The sequence below is a fragment of the Pedobacter aquae genome (genome assembly GCF_008195825.1).
Taxonomy (GTDB): Bacteria; Bacteroidota; Bacteroidia; order Sphingobacteriales; family Sphingobacteriaceae; genus Pseudopedobacter; species Pseudopedobacter aquae.
Map to the genome: position 1 here is coordinate 2725603 of NZ_CP043329.1, position 18154 is coordinate 2743756.

Consider the following 18154-nt stretch of genomic DNA (forward strand, 5'->3'; position numbering starts at 1 on the left):
GCTCTTTTTGAGGTTCTAAAACGGGAAAAGCCATACTAGTAAGACAATATCATTAATATTGTTACTTACCAATATGGCTTTATAAACCAAACTATACCTTAGTAGAAGTATCTATAAATAGGCTTTTAAGAGTTTTGCCCAAACTGCATAACCTGCTGCTTTTAGGTGTAAACCGTCATGCGTATATTCCTTTTTCATGCGGCCATCGGCATCTAGAAATATTTTATGCGTATCTATTAGGCTAGCTTTTTCTGCTGCTGCTAGCTTTTTTAAACCTGCATTAACCGCTGCAATATGTTCATCCTTATTATAATGGTTTTTAAACTGTGTAAAAGTATTATTAACAGGAAATAAGGTTTGTAGATAAATTTTTGTATCCGGAGATTCTTTTTTAATCTGCTTTACTATACGGTGATAATTGTTCATGATTAAGCTATCAGGAATATTTCTTGAAATATCATTAATACCTATTAATAAAAAAACCTTAGCAGGCTTACCTTCTGTTACTTCCCCTAACCTTTCTAAAACGCCATAAGAAATATCTCCAGAGATACCTCTATTTTTAATATTTGGATTACCTAAGAGTTCTACCCAATCTGCCCCGGCGGTAATGCTATTGCCTAAAAAAACAATATCTGTTTTGGCATTTGGGTAACTTTTAAATTGTTCTACTTTAAGCTCAAAATTATTGGGGCGATAAGTAGAATCCCATTTTACAACTTGTGCATTGCTATGGCTAGCAAAGAAAAATAGCACAAGGCTAAAGCATAATAACTTCTTCATATATTTAAGTTTATGGAGGTTTAAATTACAGTTTTCTCTTCATATTTATTGCCAAACCTATCGGTTGCTTGTACTTTGATAATTTTCACTTCAGGGTTGACATGAGCCATAAACAAATGTTCTGTTCTTCTTGGCTCTGCAAAAGAGCGTGGTTTAGGTAATTGATCGCCTTTGTATAATTTTACGCTTAAAGGATCAAAACCTTTGGTTTGCTCTAATAAGCCCATGTATTTATCATCAGCCCACCATTCTATTTTCCATTGCGGGTCCCAATTCCAAACATTGGCCAAAAGCCTTTTTTGCGCTGTTAATTCTTCTATATGCAAACTTATTTGATGCGTTTTAGGTTTCCGCATAGATTTATAATACCAATCTATCTGGTTGCCTTTTACATGATAAACGCCATAACCACGAGGAGCACCATCGCCACAGATTGGGCCCGTCCACCAAGCGCCACAAACGGTCCCATGTACATGTTCATAAACATTATCTGAGATGTAATTATCATTGTAATGCGTATGGCCAGACATGATATGCACTTGTCTGCCTTTTAGAATTTCATACAAAGCGGTGTTATTCTTTACCGCATTATGTACAGGAATATGTAGGCCTATAACGATTAAATGCTCTTTAGGAACAAAAGCTAAATCTTTCTTTAACCAAGACAACTGTTCTTCTGTGATGTAGCCATCGTATTTTCTTTCTTCGCCTAGGTACCGAACATCATCTAAAACAACATAATGTACCTGCCCCCTGTTAAAAGAATAATAGGTTGGCCCGAAATTTTGCTTAAAGGTTTTATCAGAAGTTTCATCTCCGCCTTGGCGATAATCCATATCATGATTACCTAAAGCTTGGAAAAATGGTATGCCCATTTGTTTAACCGCTTCAGCATAGTCTTTAAATAGCTCAAGTTCATCCCAAACTAAATCTCCAACACCTATGCCATGTACCAAAGCTTTATCGCCTAAATTTTTAACCAATTCCTGTACATCAGGCACAGATTCTTCCAACATCTGCTTTACATCGGCCTTGTTTTTTACCTGTGGGTCTGCCCATATAACGAAATAATGCTCTTGATCGTCCTGTTTAAGTTTGGTTAAGTTAAAATCAAAACTGTTTGTGGTATTTAAATTTTCATATTGTTTTGAGATACTGTTTTGAGTTTCAAACTCGTACCCAGCTGGGGTACTCATAAAAACATGGGTAGCTTTATCATGAGCTTTTAGTTTATACAAACCATTTTTATCGGTTTTCACTACACTAAAACCATCAGAAATAACCACATCTGCCAAAGCTTTACCATTTGTTTTTACGCTTCCGCTGATGGTTTTATCAGCTTTACTTAAAAAACCATGGCTATTTAAACTTATAAAAGCGCTACCGGCTATTAGACTGGTGCTTTTGATAAAAAATCTTCTGTTCATATATGATGAAAACAAATAAAGGCTAGCGTATTAGCTAGCCTTTTAATATTTAATTAGTTAATGTAGTGACGTTTGAAGCCTGAATTTCAGTAATTTCCGATGTTGGAGACATGAGATAAAAAGTATGCGTTCTAGGGCTTGTCCAAGCTTTTGTGGTGGTATTATAAACTCCACCTAATTTCACAAAATAGCCTGCATCTGATGGTGTTGAATGTGGAATTATAAATTGATTAGTTCCTTGAAAAAAGAAAGGTTGGTTTGTAGATGTTGCGACATCAATTGTACTGTAACGGTCGTTATCTACAATGCGATAACCCTGACCAGCTACTTCATTAAATATTGTTGTTTTACCGGTTCCACCAAAGAAAACAACATCTAAAGGAATAGAAGTTTCTGTAACATTAATCCCCTCAAAAACTGCAATACCACCAGCATTTCCACTATTCGGTAATAAGCCAGAACTAGCATTTCCAAAACCATCTCCAGCATTGGTAACATAATTTATAGCTGCTAACCATTTTGCTGAGCTTATGTTCGTAGAATTTGGTCCGTTTATACGCTTATTACTACCTCCTACATAAAAGAATTCTCCTTTAGAAACTGTACCAGAAGTGATGTTAAACTTATAAGTTCTGCCCCCACCTGTAGCCCAACCGCCAGCAGGTGCAGTTCCTGGATATGGGGTTGCAGTGCCAGCATTAGTACATGTCACTACAGATATGGGGTTTTTCTCAAAATCTATATCACGGGTAGCTATAAATTGGAAATATTCATAATTACCATCTGAACCTTTAGAATCATTTACAAACCCTGTTATTAAAATAGGAAATTTACCTAAACCTGGTCCGTTAGGGTCTGGAGGAGCAACTTGATCTGTTATATCATCAATACTTCTTGGCCATAATTGTATCTGTAAGCTATCTGCTGTTAGTTCTTTTAAAAAAATAATACCTGTAAATGTGGCATTAGCAGGAAGTGTAACGTTAGCAAAATTAGCCGCAGCCTCGGTATGTAAAAAAACGCTATCAGCCCCATTTACTACACTTTTATCACCTTCAAAAACATCTGTTGGTAAAGGAACCGGATTAATTGTTCCTGATTTTATTTGAACTAGTGTACTTTCGAAATCACGCGGCCTTTGATTAATATTTAAACTAGAAGTTACTTGGGTTCTTAATGGCCTATCACTTGCTATTTTTTCAACGGCGCTTTCTGTAAGGCCAGTAATTTGTAAAGAACCATTTATTTTAGTTAGGGTTTTTCCATTGATATTAATCATTAAAGAATCTCCAGGTTTATATGTTGACGCATTCTCTAAGGCTAAAATAATTCCTCTGGTTCTAGATCTCCTAGTGTTTTGTATTATTACCATTCCGGATGGTACATTTGCAGCATCGGGATTAGAAATTACAACACCTGTAATTTTTTCTGCCCCCATTAGTTTGTCTTTATCTAATAATACATCCGCATCAACATAAAGACCTCTAACATCTTCTATAGATGTGATAGGGCTTAAAACCCCCTCTGCAAAATTATTTTTTTCACACGACATCCATCCGAATGAAGTAATAAAAAGTAAGAAGTATAAAAATTTCTTTTTCATTGTTTTTTATGTATGAAATAAAACTTATTAAGGTTTTTGCCACCAAACTTGGGTAGTAATATTATCTGGCCCCTGTATAGCTACTGCTGCCTTATAATTTATACTGTTAGATGATTGAATATAAACTGGATAATTTAAGCGGGCAGGCATAAGTCCACCATTGGCCAAGCCTGCTCCTTTTGGAATATTAGGGTGCCCTGTCCTACGATACTCAAACCATTGTTGTAAATCCGTAAAAAACATAGCATAATATTTTTGAAGATGGATGAGTTCCATTTTTTGATTAAATGAATAAGTATCATCCCATTTAACTTTATCGAATGTCAAATAATTATTAGGTACAGTTAAACCCCATAATGTTATTCCATTTGTAGCTCCTCTATCATAGTAAATTTTTGGACTTGTAGAGATATATCCCTTTAATGCTGCTTCTGCAAGGATTAATTGTAATTCTCCATAATTCATGATATTACCTAATAGAGGCTCTATTTTAAGTGATAATGGGAATGAAGATTTTGCTTCCGGTGCTTGTCCAGGTGCATATCCACTTGGAATACCTGCATAATCACCTTGGTATAATGTAGCCCATTTTTGTACCCTTGGATCGCTCCATTCATTTAAATTATCGACAAAAAAACTAGCTATTTTTGGCCCATACCAATCTCCGTCTCTAATCGTTGCAAATGGTGAAACATAAGGTGCGGTTCCTGTCCATCTTAAAACGGCAGCATCATCATTTGAAGTCATCACTGGATAGTCTGCTGGTTTTATATCAACAATTTCGGTGATTTTTGATATGGCTAAAGGCTCTTTCGCTGAAACCCTAAGTAATAATCTTAAATATAAAGAGTTTCCAAATTTTCTCCATTTTAAGGCGTCTCCTTTAAAAACAGGATCACTAGAAGAAAGCACATTGGTTGCACCTTTTAATAAAGTGTTAGCTTGCTCTAACTCTGCAAATAAACCGCTATAAATAGCCTGCTGAGTATCAAAAACCGGGGCTATAATACCCTCTTTCCCTCTATTTGCCTGAGTGTAAGGAGCATCTCCATAAGTATCTGTAATAAGCGAAAAAATCCAGGCTCTACAAATTAGCGCTATGCCTTTATAGGTATTATTATCTATCTCGTCTGCAAATTTATAGACGTCATTAATATTGGTTAATTGTACATACCAAGCGTTCCAAAGAAAGTCTGCTTCCGAAGTACGAATTTCATATCTGAAGATTTTCCCCTCAGTATCGCCCATATTTACAGTTACTTGCATAAGCTCATTGGTAATCCGCTGGCTACGGCTCATATTGGCACTTACTAAGCTAGTTAACGCTGGCGGAAGAATAGCTTGTGGTAAAGCTTGTGAGCTTCCATTGGGGTTAGTATTAATTTCTTTAAAATCTTTCGTACAAGAAGAAAATACAAAAGAAGAAATGAGTAAGCTTGTTATATATATTTTTAAAGTTTTCATATCCTTTGCGTTAAATGCCAATTACTAAATTAAAACCAAGGGTTCTGGTTGAGGGAAACTGCCCATATTCAAAACCTCTGTTAATTTCAGAACCGCTAAGTGTTCCAAACTCGGGGTCAAAAATTGGCCATGCAGAAAAGGTAAATAAATCTCTACCATAAATACCTAAAGTAATTCTCTGTAAACCAACTTTATTAGCCACTTTTATGGGCAAACTATAATCTAATCTAGCTTCTCTGATTTTTATAAAATCTGTTGAATAACTTGTGCCTTCAACATTATCACGCCCATAATGTGCAGTGTAGTAAGTCCATGGGTCTTGGGCAATAACATCATTTTTTCTAAAGGTACCGTCTGTATTTCTTATTACACCATTACCAATAATTCCGTTATATCTTCCTGGTAATGTATTAACTGTCTTGCCTTGTTCTGCCAAAACAGCCGCAGATAGAGAATATGCTTTTGCGCCGTATTGCCCATCCAAAAGAACGTTAAATGAAAAATTCTTATACTTAAAATTATTGCCTACACTGGCTCTCCACTGAGGGATGGTATTACCAATATATTTTGCATCCTGAGTTAAAACTGGATAACCATTTTCATAAATGATTTGACCATCAGGCGCCCTTTCATAACCTCTGCCGTAAAGATCACCTAAACTTCCTCCAATATTTGCGGTTATAGACCCTCTACTTCCAGGTCCGTTTTGTAATACTTGTGGTAAATCATTTGGCAAACTTTCTACTGTATTTCGGTTTGCTGAAAAAGTTCCGAAAATATTCCAATTTAAGCCATTCTTACTTTTTAGGGGAGAGCCATTAATAGCTATTTCCACACCTTTATTAGACACTACACCTAAATTAACCTCAGCAAATCTATATCCGGAAGATGCATCAACAACAGAGCTTAATATTTGGTCTCTTGTCTCACCTTGATATACCGCTACATCAAAACTTAAACGATTTTTAAATAATCTTACATCTGCACCAATTTCAAAGCTTTGTGTATATAAAGATTGTAAGTTAAGATTAGGGAGCGTAGTAGGATTAACCAAGCCTCCTGCGAATATATTTTCTGGAAAATAATTATAAGAATTTCGATAGGCTTGTGTGCTTCCGCTACCCACGCCAGCAAAAGAAGTTCTTAACTTTGCAAAACTTATAGCTTCTGGCAATTTAAATGCTTCTGATAATACAAAACTTAAATTAAAAGAAGGATAAAAGAAATCTGCATTATCAACAGATGTAGGTGTTGCTAAAGTACTGCTCCAATCCTTTCTAGCTGTAACATCAAGATATAAATAATCTTTAAAAGATGCTGTAAAAAGACCATAAAAGCTATTAATAGCATACTTACTTCTGTTTGGTAATGCTTCTAAAACACCAGCAGCGTTTGCTAATGTGAAGAGTCCTGGAAAAGATAAAGAATCGGCTCTTAATTCATCTCTATTATAATTGTTTTTAAGTACGCTACCTCCTACTGAACCAGATACAGCAAATTTTTTATTGATTTTTTTGTTATACCTAAGCAAAAAGTCACTATTTACTTCTTGTGAATTTATATTTTGTGTACGATACATTCCCCTTTTAAACTTTTCAGTATCAAAAGGTCTTTGTTGAGAACGTTGTTCTTGAGCCATATCCAAAGACGTACGTACCATTAAACTTAAATCTTTGGTGAAATTATAAGTAGCTTGTACGTTACCTGTTAAACCATTTCTGTTAGACTTATTTAACATTTGATTGGCTATTAAATATGGATTATCAGGAAAACTACTGAATGGAAAACTCTGATTTCTGTTTTCTCTTCCTGGTAGCCAGTAATCTTTTAACCAATCTACCGATGCGCTTGGTACCCAGAATAAATACCAATACATGATGGATTGATTATTATAGCCTGTAGAAGGTAGATTATCACTAAACTTGTTTGTATAATTTACTTTAGTGACAATCTGTAGCTTATCATTCATTTTTTGCGTTACAGATAGCGCCACTGTATTTCTACCATAGCCTGTGTTAGGTATAATCCATTTGTTATTTACATTGGTATAGGAAAATCTAGCAGAAGTTTTTTCACCTGCACCATCCAAAGTTACGCTATTCGTAAATGTTCTTCCTTCATCAAAAAATCTACGAGAATCATTAACATATGGTATCCAAGGTGTTCTTGTTGTTGATTTTGTATGAGTTACAGGGTCATATTGATAAAACATTTGCCCATTAAACCTTGGTCCCCAAGCAGAACTTGTACTTCTAGTACTTGGCCCATCCTCAGAAGCGTTATAAGAATAATAGTTATCACCATCTACACCTTGTCCATATTCATATTGCAAATCTGGCCAACGATTGATTTGTTCTAAAGAAGTATTTGATGTAAATGTTACACCTAAACCCTTTTTCTTAGCCATTCCAGATTTTGTTGTGATAATAATAGCACCATTAGCACCTCTTTGTCCATAAAGAGCTGCAGCTCCGGGTCCTTTTAAGACAGTTACACTTTCAATATCCTCAGGATTAATATCATTTAAACCACTTCCAAAATCTACCGGCGTCTCAGAGCTTAAATATCCCGAACCACCTGTTCCAGTAGACCTACCGCTTCCTTGATTAATAACCACACCATCAACTACAATAAGCGCATCATTTTCTCCTGTTAAATTATTCTCTCCGCGTAAAATAATTTTATTTGATCCTGTTGGCCCCCCGTTAGACCTTACCAAGTTCAATCCTGCTACTTTACCAGATAAAGCATCTGTCCAATTATTTGATATTGCGCTTGTTAAATCTTCACCTTTTACAGTTGTTGTAGCGTAACCCAATGCTTTCTCTTCCCTTTTAATACCTAAAGCCGTTACTACAACTTCGTTTAAAGCAGTTGTAGATACTTTTAGTCTTATGGTTAAGTTACTTTGGCTGTTAGCAAAAGTCATTCTTGTAGGCTCGTAACCTATGTAAGAAAAAGTAACCGTGGTATTCTTTGGGACGTTGATAGAAAACTCACCATCGAAATTGGTTGTACCTAAATTCTTCTTGTTATTATCTGTTATGATAACACCAATGATGGGCTGACCATCATCTTCACCAAGAAGTTTTCCTTTAACCGTTATTTGTGCCGTTTGCGCAAAGGCACTTAACGTATTAAAAATAATTAGAAAGAAAGATAGAAATAAAAGGCTTATACCCTTTGTTTTTACCACTTTCTTTGAGCGGGGTAAACATTTCTCATTCATTATTCAAAAAATTGATTTTCAATTACTATTTAGTATTTAGGTCTAGCTTAATAATAAATTTATTAAGTTATTTGGTTTATTAAAATTAAAATAAAAAACATTTAAAAACACCATATTATTTACAATTTATTTTTTATTGTTTCTTTTTATTGCTTAGCGGCACAAATAGAGCAATTAAATATTACTAACTGGTTATTCTTATGTTAAGTATTTGTTATGATTGATTATGAGAGTAGTATAAATAATAAAGCGGCCAAAACTGCCCCAACAAGAGGACCTATAACTGGTATCCACGAATAAGGCCAGTTACACACACCAGCTTTCCCTTTATTGATGAAAAAGAAAACAATACGTGGCCCTAAGTCTCTTACCGGATTGATAGCGTATCCGGTTGTGCCTCCTAAAGATAATCCAATTGCCCAAACTAGAAAAGCAACAGGTATAGCACCTAAAGAGCCTAAACCTACAACGGTTTTAGGAATTTCCAACTCGGCCCCAGTAAAATAAAAGATGATAAAAATGAGAACGAAAGTTCCAACAATCTCGTTCATAAAGTTTAATCCTTTATTTAAAATAGCAGGTTGGGTATAAAAACAAGCTGCTCTAAGGTTAATATCTTCTGTGTTTTTGAAATGATCATGATAAAAAAACCACACCATTAAAGAACCAGCTGCTGCTCCTAAAAGTTGTGCTGCCGCATAAGCAGGAACTTCGGCCCATGCAAACTTATCGGCGACAGCCAAAGCAACACTTACGGCAGGGTTTAGATGCGCACCACTATGTGGTCCGGCAATAACTACACCCACAAAAACAGCTAAGGCCCAACCAGTTGTAATTACTATCCAGCCAGAATTTTGTCCTTTTGTTTTATTGAGCACTACATTGGCTACAACACCATTTCCCAATAAAATCAGGAAAAATGTACCCAAAAACTCGGCTACATACTGATTCATGTTTTCTTTATTTTAGTTTATAATTGGTGATGCACCTTTTCTAGACTGGATGCATTTATTTGTTTATAATGTTGTCCAATGGTTAACCGCTTGTACTGCTTTTTTCCATTGTATAATATTGTTCTGAACCTGTGTTGTATGTGCTGGCTCAAAAACTTGATCTACTTCCCACTGCTTCTTTATCTCTTCTATATTAGCCCAAACACCAACCGCCAAACCTGCTAAATAAGCTGCACCAATAGCCGTTAACTCTGCTGCCTTAGGTCTGATAACCGATGTATCTAAAACATCTGCTTGGTACTGCATTAATAAATTATTTACGGTAGCACCACCATCAACACGTAATTCTTTAATAGCAAAATCAGCATCGGCTTCCATGGCTTTTAAAACATCCATAGTTTGGTAGGCTATACTTTCTAAAGCTGCTCTTGCTATATGCGATGATTTAGTCCCTCGGCTTAAGCCAAAAATTGTCCCTTTAGCATAAGGATTCCAATGTGGAGCGCCTAAACCCGTAAAGGCAGGTACCAAAACAACTCCTCCGTTATCTTCACAAGCGCTAGCTAAATCATCAATTTCAGAAGATGTTTTAATAATACCTAAACCATCTCTTAACCATTGCACAATAGCACCGGCCATGAAAATACTGCCCTCTAATGCATAATGGACTTCGTTATTTATCTTCCAGGCTACGGTAGTAACCAAATTGTTTTTAGACATTACAGGTTTGTTACCGGTATTCATCAGCATAAAGCAACCTGTGCCATAAGTGTTTTTTACCATACCAGCTTGTGTACAAAGCTGCCCAAAAAGTGCCGCTTGCTGGTCGCCTGCTATACCTGCAATAGGAATTTTAGCAGAAAATATAGCTCCTGCTGTTTCTCCATAAACTTCACTTGATGATTTTACTTCTGGTAAAACAGATTCTGGGATATCAAAAATGCTTAATAATTCATCATCCCAACTTAATGTATGGATATTAAAAAGCATGGTTCTTGATGCATTGCTTACATCTGTAATATGAACTTTTCCTGCTGTTAATTTCCATACCAACCAGCTATCTACCGTACCAAAAAGTAAGTTTCCTGCATTGGCTTCTGCTCTTGCACCTTCAACGTTATCTAAAATCCATTTTAATTTTGTGGCAGAGAAATAAGCATCAACCATTAAACCGGTTTTTTCCTTTATCAATGGTTCTTTACCAGCTGCTTTTAGCTCATCACAAAAAGAAGCTGTTCTTCTATCTTGCCAAACTATAGCGTTACAAATAGGCTCGCCAGTTTGTTTATTCCAAACGATGGTAGTTTCTCTTTGATTGGTAATGCCAATACAGGCAACGTCTTGCGGAGAAATTCTGGCTTTGATAACAGCTTCTGTAGCCACGCCTATTTGCGAGCTCCAGATTTCCATAGCATCATGCTCTACCCAGCCACTTTGCGGATATATTTGTGTAAATTCTTTTTGAGCAACTGCTAGTTGCTTGCCTTCATCATTAAAAATAATTGCTCTTGAACTTGATGTTCCTTGGTCTAAAGACAAAATGTATTTACTCATGATATCAAGCTTTAGTTAATAATTGGTCTTCTTTATAAGTTGGCGTTACCGGATGCTTGTTTAATAAATATTGCTTAGCTAAAGTTATAAAATTGCCTATTTGTTGGGCTTTCCATTCTTCATTTTGGTTTAAAACCGATGCCATTAAATCGGCAACTTTAGGAGCCATTTCTATAGCCGCTTGTGCATCAACAAATAAAATACGCAATCTTCTGGCCAACACATCTTCTACAGTGCGGGCCATTTCATTTTTAGTAACCCAAACTACTTCTGCCAAATAATGTGGAAATTTAGGATGTAATAACTCGCCTAAATTTGGCTCTTTTTTGATAAGATTTTGAATATGCGCAGCATCCAAGCCATAAAAATCTAAATGATTACCAAGTTTTTTAGTTGTGCTTCCGTGGATAGCCAAGGCTTCTGTTTTACAAACTGCTTTTGATAATTGAGCCACCTGAATAACTTGATCTATAGTGTCTTGCGCCATTTTACGGTAGGTAGTCCACTTACCGCCGGTAATAGTTACCAAACCAGTATCGCTCACAATAAGCTTATGACTTCTAGATATTTCTTTGGTTTTACCCGTATTTTTTGTTGGCGCAGCTAAAGGCCTTAAGCCCGCAAAAACGCTTAATACATCTTTCTCGGTTGGCTTTTTAGCAAGATATAGCGCTGCCGTTTGTAAAATAAAATCTATTTCTTGTTGTAGTGCTTCTGGCTCGAGGCTGTTTTTATCTAGTGGTGTATCTGTTGTACCTACTACTAGATAGTTATGCCATGGCACCGCAAAGAGCACCCTACCATCAGAAGTTTCTGGAATCATTAAGGCAGCATCAGCAGGCATAAAAGATTTATCTAACACAATATGCACTCCTTGACTAGGTCTTACCAATGCTTTTGCGCCTGGTTTATCCATACTTAAAATATCATCAACAAATACACCTGTAGCATTGATAACAGCTTTGGCTTTAACATTATAGGTGATTTGTGTTTCTAAATCTCTTACAGCAACACCATTTACCCTAGCACCAGATTTCAACAAACCTTCTACCTTTATGTAATTAAGTACAGTAGCGCCTTGCTCTATAGCCGTTTGTGCAATGTTAACCGCTAAACGGGCATCATCAAACTGGCCATCGTAATACTCTACACCACCTCTTAACTTCGTACTATCTAAACCTGGTAAAGCTTTCTCTACACTCTTTTTATTTAATATGGTTGATGAACCAAAGCTAAATCTTCCAGATAACCAATCGTAAAGCTTCAAACCTACCACGTATTTAAGCTGTTCAAAAATGCTAAAACATGGTATAATAAAAGGTTGCTTTTTAACTAGGTGAGCTGCATTTCTCAATAGCAAACCTCTTTCTCTTAAAGCCTCGTAAACCAATGCCACATCTCCGGCTGCCAGATACCTAACCCCGCCATGAACTAATTTGGTACTTCTGCTTGAGGTTCCCTTTGCAAAATCTGATTGCTCTACCAATAAGGTTTTAAAACCTCTTGAAGCAGCATCAACTGCACAACCCAAACCTGTTGCACCTCCTCCAATCACAACAATATCCCACTGTATGTCTTTTTCTAAGTCTTTTATCTGGCCTTCTCTATTCCTATCCATAATTTAAAAATCGAAAGTAAATCGAAACACTAAACAATTATAAGAAAATAAATCGAAATAAAAAAGAACAAATAAAAATAAAAAGAAAACCTCAAGACTTTAAAAAGAGATTAGAAAATATTTTGATAACCTTTAAAACATTTTCTTTTTATATTTAATTATTACCTTAGAAAATCAAAAAATTAGTGTAATGATAAATATTGCAGAACGTCATCAGTTTATTTTGAATAAACTTCAAAAAGAAGAATATATAGCCGTAGTTGATTTGTGTAAAGAACTTGATGTATCACCTGTTACTATTAGGAAGGATTTAAAGCTGCTAGAAGAGAAAAACTTACTTTTCAAAACTCATGGCGGGGCAACACTTCAAAACCCTTACACTATAGACAGACCTGTTAATGAAAAAGAGAAAATTCAATCTTTGGAGAAGGTTAAAATTGCATCTACAGCAGCGGGTATGATACAAGAGAACGATGCTTTAATTATAGCATCGGGCACCACGGTTTTGGCTTTGGCAAGAGCTATTCCTGCCAATATGCATCTAACTGTAGTTACAGCAGCATTAAACGTAGCGCTAGAGTTAACTAGGCATCAAAATATTGAGGTTTTACAATTGGGTGGTTTGTTAAGAAAAAGCTCTTCTTCTGTTACAGGTTCTTATGCGGAAACTATTTTAAAAGACTTTTTCTGTAATAAGCTCTTTTTAGGTGTTGATGGTATTGATCTTGAATTTGGCTTAACCACAACCAGTTCTATGGAAGCTCAGTTAAACAGGGAAATGATTAAAGTTGCCCAAAAAACCATTGTTTTGGCAGATTCTACGAAGTTTGGTAAAAGAGGATTTGGTAAAATTTGCCCAATTGATGAAATAGACCATATCATTACCGATAGTGGCATTTCTGCTTCAACTTTGCAAGCAATAGAGAGTATGGGGATACATGTGACTGTAGTTTAATTCTTATTTGTCAGAAATAAAAAAACAGCGCCCTCAAATAAGAGAAGCGCTGTAATTATAAATCTCCAAACTAAATTTAAACCTGTATATCCATTATCTTACCGGTTTTACGACTTTCCTCTGCCATAAAACCCATGATATGGCTTTCGATAGATTCATCAATAGTAGAAGTTAAAATACTAGCATTTTGCTGCCCAACGGCTTGTACAAAATCTTTAACCAGCAGCCAATCACCTCCACCATGACCACTGTTTTTGTAACCATCTACATCTTCTGCCTTAGGTATGAATTTAACCGATTTTCCTGTTTTAAAATCACTTAAAACCAGTTCTTCCATATCGCCAACCATATCTCCCATAGTTCCCATAATGCGGGTTCTTCTTCCATGATAAGAAGTAAAAGCCTCCATAGAGAAACTTGCCGTAACACTATCGGCAAACTGGATGCTGGTAATGTAATGGTCTGGCTGGTCGTTCTCCATACGGTAAACACATCTGCCATAATTGGTGGTTTTTAAACGCTCCATAATGACTTCCGGATGCTTAGTTTTATCCTCTGGCAAATCTAAAACGCCCAACCTCTTTCTATTTTCGTAGTACTCTTTTATAGCAGAATAAGGGCATTCTCTTTCAACTTTACATCCATCTGTACAACGGGCGGTACTTCCTTCCGGAGCATTTTCTTTTTTAAACCATTTTAAATCGCCCATGGCAACTATTTTCCGACTTGGCTTATTGATAATCCATTTAATGATGTCTAAATCATGACAAGATTTTGCTAGAATAATAGGTGTTGTTTGCTTTGCGTTATGCCAATTACCACGCACAAAAGAATGTGCCATATGGGTATGTTCTATAGGCTCGAAATGTTGTACACTTACTATCTCACCAATAGCACCTTGAGCAATTAAATCTCTCATTTTAACAAAATAAGGTGCATACCTCAGCACATGGCAAACAGCAACAATTCTACCTTTCTTTTTAGCTAAACTTAAAATTGCTCTGCATTCTTTTTCTGTAGGCGCAATGGGCTTTTCTAGCAAAACATCGTAACCCATTTCTAAGGCTTTCATGCAAGGCGCATAATGTAAATCGTCTGGAGTAGAAATGATAACAGCATCGGCAAACTTGGGTTGTTTAAAAACATCTTCCCAGGTTTTGAATCTATTTTTATCAGCTATCTGATGCTGTTTTGCATACCTATCATTTCTAAATTCATTAGGCTCTGCAATACCAATAATATCTAATTGATCTGGAAATTTAGCTGCAAAATTACCATAAACTGTACCCCGGTTGCCAGCACCAATAGTGATAGCTGTTACTGCCTTACCAAGCGGTTTGTGAAGTAAATTTGGCCTACTGGTATACAAAAAAGAATCATTAGCTAATTTTGCAATAACCTCTGTACTGATAACCGAAGCACCCAAAGAGATGCTTATTGTTTTTAATAAATTTCTACGATTCATGATAATTTCATTTTGCTTAAAAGCAATTATTATTGATGTTTATTTGATGAATTTTGTTGTAAGCTTCTCTTGAGCTTTATCTAACCTTAATACATATACACCTTTAGCTAAACGGATAGGTAATGCTACCTTATTTAAGCCAAAAGCTAATCTCACTTTTTCTGATAAAAGCTTTCTACCCGATATATCAAAAATATTTAAATAACCTTCATCTACTTGTTGTTGGCTTATAAAAGCTATCACTTGAGCATCATCGGCGTAAGCCTTTAACTCATTGGTTAACAAGCCATAATTTACAACTTTGATTTCAGATAATGCAATATCGCCATTAAAATCTATCTGTTTCAGTTGATAATAATTGTTTCCTATTTCAGGATTTACATCTGCATAACTATAAGTAGAAAGCTCATCTTTTGTCCCTTGACCCTGTATAGTGCTTAGTAAAGTCCAGTTTTTAGCATCAGAAGATCTTAAAATTTCAAAATGGGAATTATTTTTTTCTGATGATGTGCTCCAATTTAAACCTACTTGTGTTACTTGTTTAACTGCTTCAAATTTGTTGAGTACAACTGGTAAAGATGTTGAAACAGCTGTACCTGCAATGGTAAATACATCATCAGAAGATGTTTCTGATAAACCAAAAGCAAAAGAACCAACCGTAGATGTATAACCCCAAGAATAAATTCTGAATTTGATATTTTTACTTCCTTCTATATTCTGCAAGGCAGTTACACCAGATACATCTATAGGGTCTTGAGGAATACCTCCAGCAAAACTATTTGAAAAAGAAAGAGCTGGGCTCGCATCTAAAAAAGTACCTCCGTTAATACTATATTGTATAATATAATTTCTTGCACCTGCACTAGACCGTCTTAACTTAGCATAAATGGTCTTAATAGAAACTTTATAATTAGCCAATACATTAACATCAAACTCTACATAACTATTGTTGGCAATAGCACTGGTTTTATCTGTTACAATTGTAAAATTCAAGCTTGCATTTGTTCTAGAGCTAAAACCTTTTGATAAGGAAGATGCTTCTAAACCGCCGCCTCTAATCATAGTAGATGAACTAATGGCATTAGAACGAGTAGTTGAAGTAAAAGAAGCTGTCGCTCCACTTAAAGTATTTGCAGACCAGCTGATGAGTAAATTATCATCAGAAATATTGGCTAAATCGCCTCTAATGGTAAGTACGTTTACATCTGTAGCCGAACTTACTCCAAACGCAATAGTTCCTGTCCTGGTGCCTTCGCCATAAACATAAAGTCTTATTTTTACTAATTCATCAGGTCTGATGTCTTGTAAATCGATAATATTACTAACATTAACAGGGGCTAAATAATAGCCCTCAGTAGTAGAGTTTACACCAATTTCTGAACCAATATTTGTAATAGCACCACCGTTAAGGATATAAGTCCATTGTATTTTTGATGAACCATTAGAAGTTCTTCTAATCTTAGCGGAGATTTCTGATAAAGAGATAGCTTTACCCGGTAAAGGCTTTACAGAAAATTCATAATACTCATTTCTATCTTTAGCCTCGGTAAAAGTTGTAGTTAATACGCCCGAACCTAAATCTGCTTTAGCGGATGAAAATCCTTTGGTTAAGACATTATATACTAATCCGCTTCCTCTGGCTATTTTTGAGCCCAACATCCCTGACAAATAAGTAGCCGGATAGTCAGACTGGTCTGAGCTAGTTAATCCGGTTAAATCCCAAGCCAATAATTGAACCGTGGGAACAACCGTTTTTAGACCCTCAAAATAATTATGGTATTGATTAAAAAGCGGAGAATTTAATAAATAAACCAAAACTTCATTATTGGCTTTCAGCGCAGGGTCTGTATAATTATGAGAACCTGTAATAATCACTTTTGAGTTAGCCTGACCTTTCCATGTACCTTCAATCAGCATGATTTTAGCATGAATATTAAATTTAGCATCACTACCGCTTTCTAAGTTAAATATCCTTACTGTTGCCCCTAGTTGTTGTAATTGTCTTAATTTAGTTTGTACTAATGTTCCTGCTGCATCTTTTGCATAAACTTCTATAGTAGCTCCCTGATTTTTTAAGGCGATTAATTTATCGGCTATAGCAACTCTTAAATCAGACCAGTCTGACATGGCAATTCTAATTTTAGCATTTGCTACATCTGTAATAGCATTTAAATTTTCTATAACATTATCTTGGCCAATAAAACTACCATTTGTAATTTTAGGAAAAAACTCTGCCCTTAAGCCATTAGTAACATCTTCATAAACCGTATAATTGAAATTATTCTTCATACCGGCAGCTGCATAAGACCGCATCATTTGCCAATTATTTAAAAAAGCATTGTAAATACCGGCATCGTTAAACGTAATAGCATCTTGAACTTTTTTAGCATCTGAAAGAGTGAAGTTATGCGATGTTTGTAAGGTAATATTGCTTACTAAACCTGCTGTGGTATTTACTTTAGAAAACAAGACATATTTATGGTGATTGATAGATAAAGAACTTACATCGTTTACTGTAGAAACAATTTCTGAGCCAGCTAAATTTGCCTGCAACCATGGTAAGGAAGCTGCGTTTGTTTCCTGACTATCAGAACGGCTCATATCTACCAACATTTTAATATTAACGCCTCTAGTTTCAGCATTTTTCAAGGCATCCATTACAGGCTGATAATTAATTAGATAAATAGATATTCTGATGTTTTCACCAGCTGGGGTATTATCTATCAAAGCTATTAACCTATCTAAAATAACGGTAGAAGTGCCTTCTCTGGCAATCAAAGATGCATCTGTAAATAAAACCTCTGGAAAAGTAATATTTACTTGTGCTTTTAAAGATGTATTCATGACACCAAGCATCATAAATATCATACTTATTTTTAGTAGTAATTTTCTTATCATATTTCTAATTTTAGTTTATAATATTTTGATTTACTGTTATTTAACTCATAATTCAAGCCCAAATTTTAGACATAACAAAGGACCCTCAAGAGTTTTTAGCTCTTGAAAAAACTTATAAGCAATATGCGTTAATTGTTATCTCCTAATGTGAGTATGTAATTTATCTACCAAACGAAGAAATAGTGTAAAATCTAAAGTTTTGGCT

Annotated in this window: 11 protein-coding genes; 1 reads left to right on the forward strand and 10 read right to left on the reverse strand. The window is 35.5% G+C overall.

The annotated features are described in order from the left end of the window. Positions 1–111: 111 nt before the first annotated feature. The 8 genes from FYC62_RS11970 to FYC62_RS12005 all read right to left on the reverse strand — a co-directional run bounded on the left by FYC62_RS11970 (position 112) and on the right by FYC62_RS12005 (position 12631). Positions 112–783, reverse strand: a complete 672-nt coding sequence (locus FYC62_RS11970; RefSeq protein WP_149075089.1) for a GDSL-type esterase/lipase family protein — start codon at positions 781–783, stop codon at positions 112–114. 20 nt (positions 784–803) lie between these two features. Then, on the reverse strand, positions 804–2210 hold the full coding sequence (locus tag FYC62_RS11975) for a calcineurin-like phosphoesterase C-terminal domain-containing protein (RefSeq protein ID WP_149075090.1): 1407 nt from the start codon (positions 2208–2210) through the stop codon (positions 804–806). Positions 2211–2259: 49 nt separating this feature from the next. Next, on the reverse strand, positions 2260–3813 hold the full coding sequence (locus FYC62_RS11980; RefSeq protein ID WP_149075091.1) for a DUF5689 domain-containing protein: 1554 nt from the start codon (positions 3811–3813) through the stop codon (positions 2260–2262). Between the two features lie 27 nt (positions 3814–3840). Then, entirely contained in the window at positions 3841–5277 is a 1437-nt protein-coding gene (locus FYC62_RS11985; RefSeq protein ID WP_149075092.1) for a SusD/RagB family nutrient-binding outer membrane lipoprotein, read from the reverse strand. 10 nt (positions 5278–5287) lie between these two features. Next, on the reverse strand, positions 5288–8506 hold the full coding sequence (locus FYC62_RS11990; protein ID WP_149075093.1) for a SusC/RagA family TonB-linked outer membrane protein: 3219 nt from the start codon (positions 8504–8506) through the stop codon (positions 5288–5290). Positions 8507–8730: 224 nt separating this feature from the next. Continuing rightward, the gene (locus FYC62_RS11995; RefSeq protein WP_149075094.1) at positions 8731–9459 is read right to left on the reverse strand and encodes an MIP/aquaporin family protein; all 729 of its coding nucleotides are present in this window, start codon (positions 9457–9459) and stop codon (positions 8731–8733) included. Positions 9460–9522: 63 nt separating this feature from the next. After that, a complete protein-coding gene (gene glpK, locus FYC62_RS12000) occupies positions 9523–11013 on the reverse strand; it encodes a glycerol kinase GlpK (protein ID WP_149075095.1) in 1491 nt (496 codons plus the stop codon). 4 nt (positions 11014–11017) lie between these two features. Then, entirely contained in the window at positions 11018–12631 is a 1614-nt protein-coding gene (locus FYC62_RS12005) for a glycerol-3-phosphate dehydrogenase/oxidase (protein ID WP_149075096.1), read from the reverse strand. A 190-nt stretch (positions 12632–12821) separates the two neighbouring features. Between FYC62_RS12005 and FYC62_RS12010 the strand changes: the two genes are divergently transcribed. Beyond that, positions 12822–13586, forward strand: a complete 765-nt coding sequence (locus FYC62_RS12010) for a DeoR/GlpR family DNA-binding transcription regulator (RefSeq protein WP_039448788.1) — start codon at positions 12822–12824, stop codon at positions 13584–13586. Positions 13587–13662: 76 nt separating this feature from the next. Here the strand turns inward: FYC62_RS12010 and FYC62_RS12015 are convergent, their stop codons facing one another. Beyond that, the gene (locus FYC62_RS12015) at positions 13663–15051 is read right to left on the reverse strand and encodes a Gfo/Idh/MocA family protein (RefSeq protein ID WP_149075097.1); all 1389 of its coding nucleotides are present in this window, start codon (positions 15049–15051) and stop codon (positions 13663–13665) included. A 39-nt stretch (positions 15052–15090) separates the two neighbouring features. Beyond that, positions 15091–17949: a phospholipase D-like domain-containing protein gene (locus FYC62_RS12020; RefSeq protein WP_149075098.1), complete on the reverse strand. Its 2859-nt coding sequence runs from the start codon at positions 17947–17949 to the stop codon at positions 15091–15093. Positions 17950–18154: the final 205 nt, after the last annotated feature.

Bases quoted from the DNA above. Each gene is read 5' to 3' on its own strand.
- FYC62_RS11970 (WP_149075089.1), bottom strand. From the start codon at position 783: ATGAAGAAGTTATTATGCTTTAGCCTTGTGCTATTTTTCTTTGCTAGC.
- FYC62_RS11975 (WP_149075090.1), bottom strand. From the start codon at position 2,210: ATGAACAGAAGATTTTTTATCAAAAGCACCAGTCTAATAGCCGGTAGC.
- FYC62_RS11980 (WP_149075091.1), bottom strand. From the start codon at position 3,813: ATGAAAAAGAAATTTTTATACTTCTTACTTTTTATTACTTCATTCGGA.
- FYC62_RS11985 (WP_149075092.1), bottom strand. From the start codon at position 5,277: ATGAAAACTTTAAAAATATATATAACAAGCTTACTCATTTCTTCTTTT.
- FYC62_RS11990 (WP_149075093.1), bottom strand. From the start codon at position 8,506: ATGAATGAGAAATGTTTACCCCGCTCAAAGAAAGTGGTAAAAACAAAG.
- FYC62_RS11995 (WP_149075094.1), bottom strand. From the start codon at position 9,459: ATGAATCAGTATGTAGCCGAGTTTTTGGGTACATTTTTCCTGATTTTA.
- glpK (WP_149075095.1), bottom strand. From the start codon at position 11,013: ATGAGTAAATACATTTTGTCTTTAGACCAAGGAACATCAAGTTCAAGA.
- FYC62_RS12005 (WP_149075096.1), bottom strand. From the start codon at position 12,631: ATGGATAGGAATAGAGAAGGCCAGATAAAAGACTTAGAAAAAGACATA.
- FYC62_RS12010 (WP_039448788.1), top strand. From the start codon at position 12,822: ATGATAAATATTGCAGAACGTCATCAGTTTATTTTGAATAAACTTCAA.
- FYC62_RS12015 (WP_149075097.1), bottom strand. From the start codon at position 15,051: ATGAATCGTAGAAATTTATTAAAAACAATAAGCATCTCTTTGGGTGCT.
- FYC62_RS12020 (WP_149075098.1), bottom strand. From the start codon at position 17,949: ATGATAAGAAAATTACTACTAAAAATAAGTATGATATTTATGATGCTT.